General features: G+C 74.6%; 5 protein-coding genes and 1 pseudogene. All 6 read right to left on the reverse strand.

Going from position 1 to position 6,386, the window contains the following annotated elements:
• Window positions 1-1,179 (reverse strand): annotated as a pseudogene (locus AOK18_RS08700) (PD40 domain-containing protein); the annotation flags it as partial.
• A gap of 45 nt (window positions 1,180-1,224) precedes the next feature.
• Window positions 1,225-1,728 (reverse strand): hypothetical protein, encoded by a 504-nt coding sequence (locus tag AOK18_RS08705; RefSeq protein ID WP_055693921.1) that lies wholly within the window; start codon window positions 1,726-1,728, stop codon window positions 1,225-1,227.
• A 280-nt stretch (window positions 1,729-2,008) separates the two neighbouring features.
• Window positions 2,009-2,749, reverse strand: a complete 741-nt coding sequence (locus tag AOK18_RS08710) for a 16S rRNA (uracil(1498)-N(3))-methyltransferase (protein WP_055573758.1) — start codon at window positions 2,747-2,749, stop codon at window positions 2,009-2,011.
• Window positions 2,746-3,819, reverse strand: a complete 1,074-nt coding sequence (locus AOK18_RS08715) for a nitronate monooxygenase (RefSeq protein ID WP_055693922.1) — start codon at window positions 3,817-3,819, stop codon at window positions 2,746-2,748. The genes AOK18_RS08710 and AOK18_RS08715 overlap by 4 nt, the downstream gene beginning before the upstream one ends.
• Window positions 3,820-4,096: 277 nt before the next feature.
• Window positions 4,097-5,233: a molecular chaperone DnaJ gene (dnaJ, locus tag AOK18_RS08720; RefSeq protein ID WP_055573756.1), complete on the reverse strand. Its 1,137-nt coding sequence runs from the start codon at window positions 5,231-5,233 to the stop codon at window positions 4,097-4,099.
• A complete protein-coding gene (hrcA, locus tag AOK18_RS08725) occupies window positions 5,234-6,250 on the reverse strand; it encodes a heat-inducible transcriptional repressor HrcA (RefSeq protein ID WP_055573755.1) in 1,017 nt (338 codons plus the stop codon).
• Window positions 6,251-6,386: the final 136 nt, after the last annotated feature.

A 6,386-nucleotide genomic window follows, 5' to 3' on the forward strand; every position in this document is an offset into this window, starting at 1 on the left:
GTCCTCGCCCTCGGCGTCCGTCACCCACACCACCCACTCCTCGCCGTTCGCGCGGAAGGTGCGCGGGCGCCGGGCCCGGACGCCGGGGGTGGCGGCGAGGGCCCGGGCGGGCCCGGACCGGTGGGTGACCCAGTGGACGGCGCCGCGCACGCAGACGGCGCTGCCGCGCGCGGTGTGGTCGGGGGCGGCGGAGCCGAACCAGCGGGCGGCGTTCACCGGGAACGGCGTCAGGTCGACGCGCTGGCCGCCGAGCCGGACGTCGAGCGGGCGGGGCTCGGCCCCGTCCAGGTCGTCCAGGATCCACAGCCGTCCCGCGCTGGAGTAGACGACGCGGGCGCCGTCGGTGGCGGCGTGCCGGGCGTAGAACCCGCCGAGGGGGGTGTGCCGGCGCAGGTCGGACCCGTCGGCGAGGGAGGAGTACAGCGCGCCGGTGCCCTCGTGGTCGGAGAGGAAGGCGACTCTCGTGCCCACCCAGAGCGGGTACTCGATGTTCCCGTCGAGGTCGGCGTGCAGCCGCACGAACTCGCCCGAGGACGGGGCGGCTTCGGGGACTCCGGAGGCTCCGGGGGCTTCGGGGACTCCGGTGGCCCCGGTCGCTCCGGGCGCCCTTGGCGCTTCGCCGGCCCCGGCCTCACCCGGCTCGCGCTCGATCCACAGCTTGCCCGCCGTGCCGCCCCGGTAGCGCTTCCACGCGGCGGCCTCGCGGCCCATCGTCGCGGAGAGCAGGACGGTGCGCGGCCCGTGGACGACGTCGCCGACGGGGCCGTATGGCAGCGTGGTGGCGGGGCCTCCGTCGAGGGGGACCGCGCGGGCCCAGGTGCGGCGCAGGCTGGCCTGGCCGTGGGTGCTGAGCGCCAGGACCCTCCCGTCCGGGGTCCAGCCGCGCACCTGGGTCCTGCCGCTCCCCCAGTACGTCAGGCGTCTGCCGGGGCCGCCCTCGACGGGCGCGACGTGCACCTCGGGGGCGCCGTCACGGGTGGAGGTCCAGGCGACGGTGGTGCCGTCGGGCGAGATGCGGGGCATCGTCACCGGCACGTTGTCGGCGCTGGCCCGCCAGGCGCGGCCGCCGTCGAGCGGGGCGAGCCACACGTCGTCCTCGGCGGTGAAGGCGACCAGCTCGCCGTGCGGGTGCGGGAACCGGAGATAGGCGGCGGGGGCGACCGATGCAGGCTGTGTCACCCGGTCACCCTACGCAGGCGCGGCCGGCGGCGGCAGGGGTTCGGATCACTTGCCCTCGACGGGACGGCAGGAGGGGTACTGGTCGCACCACACGGTCGTCGTGACCGTGACGGTGACGGTGGGCCGCGGACCGCGCTGCGTGGGCTCGCCCACGGCCGGCGGGCTGGTGGCGTCGCAGTCGCCCAGGCCGTCGACCCGGAACACCTGCCTGCCGTCCACCTTCGCGGTGATGTCCCCGCGCACGCAGGCGCCGTTGACGGCGTGGGTGACCTTCCCGGTGACGGTGATCTCCTTGCCGCCCTCGGTCTCCCCCTCGCAGTCCACGGTGGCCACGGTCCTCTCGTCCGCGTCCGCGGACCGCGACGGCGTGCTCGCCCCGTCGCCGTAGGAGGCGGCGCAGTTGAGCCAGCGCACGCCGTCCTTCTGGCGGTTGAGCTCCTTGGTGACCGTCTCGTCGGTCGTGAGCGCCACCGCGGCCGAGCCGATCGAGCCCGGCTCGCACGCCACGGCCCCGCCCGCGGCGACCGCGGCGAGCGCCGCGGCCGGCACCGCCCGCCGCCACCGTGCCCCTCGCCCGGCCCCCGGCCACGGCGTCGGCCGGGGCCGGCGCCAACTCCTCGTCAGTGCCCTCTTGGACGCCATGGACGGCAGCCTGCCACCGTCCCCGGCGTGACGGTAGGGCGCATACGGACACCGCGCACCACCGTGGGCGCACGCGCGGTGGACGCCGCCCCGGAGGGCCCGTCCGCGGTCCCGGACCCGGGGAGTCGGACGGCCGGCGGCCGTTCCCCGCGGTCACCGGCCGCGCGGTGGGCGGCGGCCGGCGCCGTCAGGACCAGCGGCCCGTGCGGGCCAGGAGGACGGCCGCCGCCGCGGTGCCGGCGGTGGAGGTGCGCAGCACGCTGCGGCCCAGGCGGTAGGGCTCGGCGCCGGCCTGCGCGAAGAGGTCCAACTCCTCCGGCGAGACGCCGCCTTCGGGGCCGACGACCAGCACGATGGTGCCGGAGGCGGGGAGTTCGGCGGTGGCGAGGGGGGTGGTGCCGCTCTCGTGGAGGACGGCGGCGAAGTCCGCTTCGGCGAGAAGCGACGCAACCTGACGGGTCGTGGCCGCGTCCGCGACCTCCGGGAAGCGCGTCCGGCGGGACTGCTTGCCGGCCTCGCGGGCCGTGGCCCGCCATTTGCCGAGGGACTTCAGCCCGCGCTCGCCGCGCCACTGGGTGACGCAGCGCGAAGCCGACCACGGCACGACCGCGTCGACGCCGACCTCGGTCATCGTCTCCACGGCCAGCTCGCCCCGGTCCCCCTTGGGCAGGGCCTGGACGACGGTGAGCCGGGGCGACTCGACGGGTTCCTCGACGACGTCGCCGAGGCGCACGATCAGCCGGTCCTTGCCCTCGGTGCCGGTCACCTCGCCCTCGGCCCGGCGGCCGGCGCCGTCGGTGAGGACGACGGTCTCCCCGGCCCGCAGCCGCTTCACGGAGACGGCGTGCCGTCCCTCGGGGCCGTCGAGCACGTGGTGGCCGGAGCCGTCCGTGCCGAAGTCGTCCACGACGAAGACCGGGGCGGTCATCGGGCACCTCCCGCCGACAACGCGTTCCGGGTGGCGGTGAGTTCGGCGGCCAGCACCTCCACCAGCTGCCCGGCGGGCAGCTCGCGGGCCATCCGGTGGCCCTGTCCCGCCCACAGCGCCATGCCCTGCGGGTCCCCGGCGGCGGCCGCGGCCTTGCGCAGCGGGGCGGTCAGATGGTGGACGTCCGGGTAGGCGGCGGGCGCGTACGGGCCGTGTTCGCGCAGGAAGCGGTTGACCAGGGCGCGGGCCGGCCGGCCGGAGAAGGCGCGGGTCAGTTCGGTGCGGGCGTACAGGGGGTCGGTCAGCGCCCGCTTGTGCAGGGCGTGCGCGCCGGACTCGTGGGTGGCGAGGAACGCCGTGCCGAGCTGGGCCGCCGAGGCGCCGGCCGCGAGGACGGCGGCGATCTGGCTGCCGTGCATGATGCCGCCGGCCGCGACGACCGGGATGCCCACGGCCTCCCGCACCTGGCTGACCAGGGACAGCAGTCCGATGCCGGAGCCCTCCGCCTTCGGGTCGTCCCGGTGGGTGCCCTGGTGTCCGCCGGCCTCGACGCCCTGCGCGATCACCGCGTCGGCGCCCGCCTCCTCCACCGCCCGCGCCTCCTCGGGGGTGGTGGCGGTGGCCAGGGTGAACGTGCCGGCGCGGCGCAGGGCGTCCAGGACGTCACGGGAGGGCACGCCGAAGTGGAACGACACCACCGGGACGGGGTTGTCGAGCAGGACCGCGAGTTTGGCGTCGTAGCCGTCGTCGCGGCCGCAGTCGGGGTCGCCGAGCTCGGTGGCGTACCAGGGGGCCTCACCGGCCAGCTGGTGGGCGTAGACGCCGACGGCGGCGGGGTCGGGGGTCTCGGGCTGCGGCATGAAGACGTTCACGCCGAAGGCGAGGCCGGTCAGCCCGCGCAGCTGCTTGATCTCCTGGTACATCCCGTCCGCGGTCTTGTACCCGGCCGCCAGGAACCCGAGCCCGCCCGCCTCGGAGACGGCCGCGGCGAGCTGCGGCACGGCGACTCCGCCCGCCATCGGGGCCTGCACCACGGGGTGCCGGAGGAGGTCGGTGAGGGCCAAGGACATGACGGCATGTTGCCACGTCCTCCGGACATCTCCGAATTGGATCAGGATGGATCAGGACGGGTCGGGAGCGGGTCGAGGACGGACCGGAGAGGGACCGGAAGCGGCCCGGAGGGCGGATCGCGCGGGGCCGGCGAGTGCAGCGGACCGCGGACCGGGGGCGGGTCGGCGCGGGAGCACCGGCGCAGGGTCGGCAACCGTGCGACACCGGATCCGGCGCGGTCCGGGTCCGGGAGGGCGCCGCGGGGACTTCGTCCGGTCCCCGCGGCGAACCCGCCCGTCAGCGTCCGTTGAAGGCGTCCTTCAGCCGGGAGAACAGGCCCTGCTGGCCCGGCTGGAACTGGCCCAGCGGGCGCTCCTCGCCGCGGAGCTTGGCGAGTTCGCGCAGCAGGCGCTCCTGTTCGACGTCGAGCTTGCCCGGGGTCTGCACCTCGACGTGCACGACGAGGTCGCCCCGGCCGCCGCCGCGCAGGTGCGTGACGCCCCGGCCGTGCAGCGGGATCGACTGGCCGGACTGGGTGCCGGGCCGGATGTCGACCTCCTCCATGCCGTCCAGCGTCTCCAGCGGCACTTTGGTGCCGAGGGCGGCCGCCGTCATCGGGATGGTGACCGTGCAGTGCAGGTCGTCGCCGCGCCGCTGGAAGGTGCTGTGCGGCAGCTCGTGGATCTCGACGTACAGGTCGCCGGCGGGACCGCCGCCGGGGCCGACCTCGCCCTCGCCGGCCAGCTGGATCCGGGTGCCGTTGTCCACACCGGCCGGGATCTTCACCGTCAGGGTGCGGCGGGAGCGGATCCGTCCGTCGCCCGCGCACTCCGGGCACGGGTTGGGGACGACGGTGCCGAAGCCCTGGCACTGCGGGCAGGGGCGCGAGGTCATGACCTGGCCCAGGAAGGACCGCGTGACCTGCGAGACCTCGCCCCGGCCGCGGCACATGTCGCAGGTCTGCGCGCTGGTGCCGGGGGCGGCGCCCTCACCGCTGCAGGTGGTGCAGACGACCGCCGTGTCGACCTGGATGTCCTTGGTCGTGCCGAACGCGGCCTCGTCCAGCTCGACTTCGAGGCGGATCATCGCGTCCTGGCCGCGGCGGGTGCGCGAGCGCGGACCGCGCTGCGACGCCGTGCCGAAGAACGCGTCCATGATGTCGGAGAAGTTCCCGAAGCCGCCCGCGCCGAAGCCGCCCGCGCCACCGCCGCCGGACTGCTGGAGCGGGTCGCCGCCGAGGTCGTAGACCTGCTTCTTCTGCGGGTCCGACAGCACCTCGTAGGCGGCGTTGATCTCCTTGAACCGCTCCTGGGTCTTCGGGTCCGGGTTGACGTCCGGATGCAGCTCGCGGGCGAGTCGCCGGAAGGCCTTCTTGATCTCTTCCTGCGACGCGTCCCGGCGTACGCCGAGTACGGCGTAATAGTCGGTGGCCACTTACGACTCCGCCAGGATCTGTCCGACGTACCGTGCCACTGCTCGTACCGCTCCCATCGTTCCCGGGTAATCCATGCGTGTCGGCCCGACCACGCCGAGCTTGGCGACAGCCTCGCCGCCCGAACCGTAGCCCACCGACACGACGGACGTGGAGTTGAGCCCCTCGTGGGCGTTCTCATGACCGATACGGACGGTCACGCCCGGATCCTTCGCCTCCCCGAGCAGCTTGAGGAGCACGACCTGCTCCTCGAGCGCCTCCAGGACGGGCCGGATCACCAGGGGAAAATCATGTCCGAAGCGGGTCAGATTGGCGGTGCCGCCGATCATCAGCCGCTCCTCGTTCTCCTCGACCAGCGTCTCCAGGAGAGTGGAGAGCACGGTCGAGACCGTACCGCGTTCCTCGGGGTCGAAGCCCTCGGGGAGGTCCTCGACGAGGGAGGGTACGTCGGTGAAACGGCGGCCCGCGACGCGGCTGTTGAGCCGCGCCCGCAGATCCGCCAGGGTCGCCTCGCCGATCGGCGCCGGGCAGTCGACCATGCGCTGCTCGACCCGCCCGGTGTCCGTGATCAGCACCAGCATGGCGCGCGCGGGCGCCATCGAAAGCAGCTCCACGTGCCGCACGGTCGAGCGGGTCAGCGACGGGTACTGCACGACGGCGACCTGCCGGGTGAGCTGCGCGAGCAGCCGCACCGTGCGGGCCACGACGTCGTCCAGGTCGACGGCGCCCTCGAGGAAGTTCTGGATGGCGCGCCGCTCGGGCGCGGTCATCGGCTTGACGCCGGCGAGCTTGTCCACGAAGAGCCGGTAGCCCTTGTCGGTGGGGATGCGCCCGGCGCTGGTGTGCGGCTGGGCGATGAAGCCCTCGTCCTCCAGGGCCGCCATGTCGTTGCGCACGGTGGCCGGGGAGACGCCCAGGTTGTGCCGCTCGGTGAGGGCCTTGGAGCCGACGGGCTCCTCGGTGCCGACGTAGTCCTGGACGATGGCACGCAGCACCTGGAGCCTGCGTTCACTGAGCATTACGCACACACCTCCAGAAGCCGTCCGTCCGGCGCTTTCCCCGGCACTCTTCCTCTTTTGGCACTCTTCGCACGCGAGTGCCAGTCTCCCCGCCCAGTGTACGGCCGGGGGGTACTCCCCCGGCCGTACACTGGGC

The organism is Streptomyces prasinopilosus, from assembly GCF_001419695.1.
GTDB classification, from domain to species: domain Bacteria; phylum Actinomycetota; class Actinomycetes; order Streptomycetales; family Streptomycetaceae; genus Streptomyces; species Streptomyces prasinopilosus.

Coding starts and splice junctions, on each gene's coding strand:
- hrcA (WP_055573755.1), bottom strand. CDS start 6,250: ATGCTCAGTGAACGCAGGCTCCAGGTGCTGCGTGCCATCGTCCAGGAC.
- AOK18_RS08710 (WP_055573758.1), bottom strand. CDS start 2,749: ATGACCGCCCCGGTCTTCGTCGTGGACGACTTCGGCACGGACGGCTCC.
- AOK18_RS08715 (WP_055693922.1), bottom strand. CDS start 3,819: ATGTCCTTGGCCCTCACCGACCTCCTCCGGCACCCCGTGGTGCAGGCC.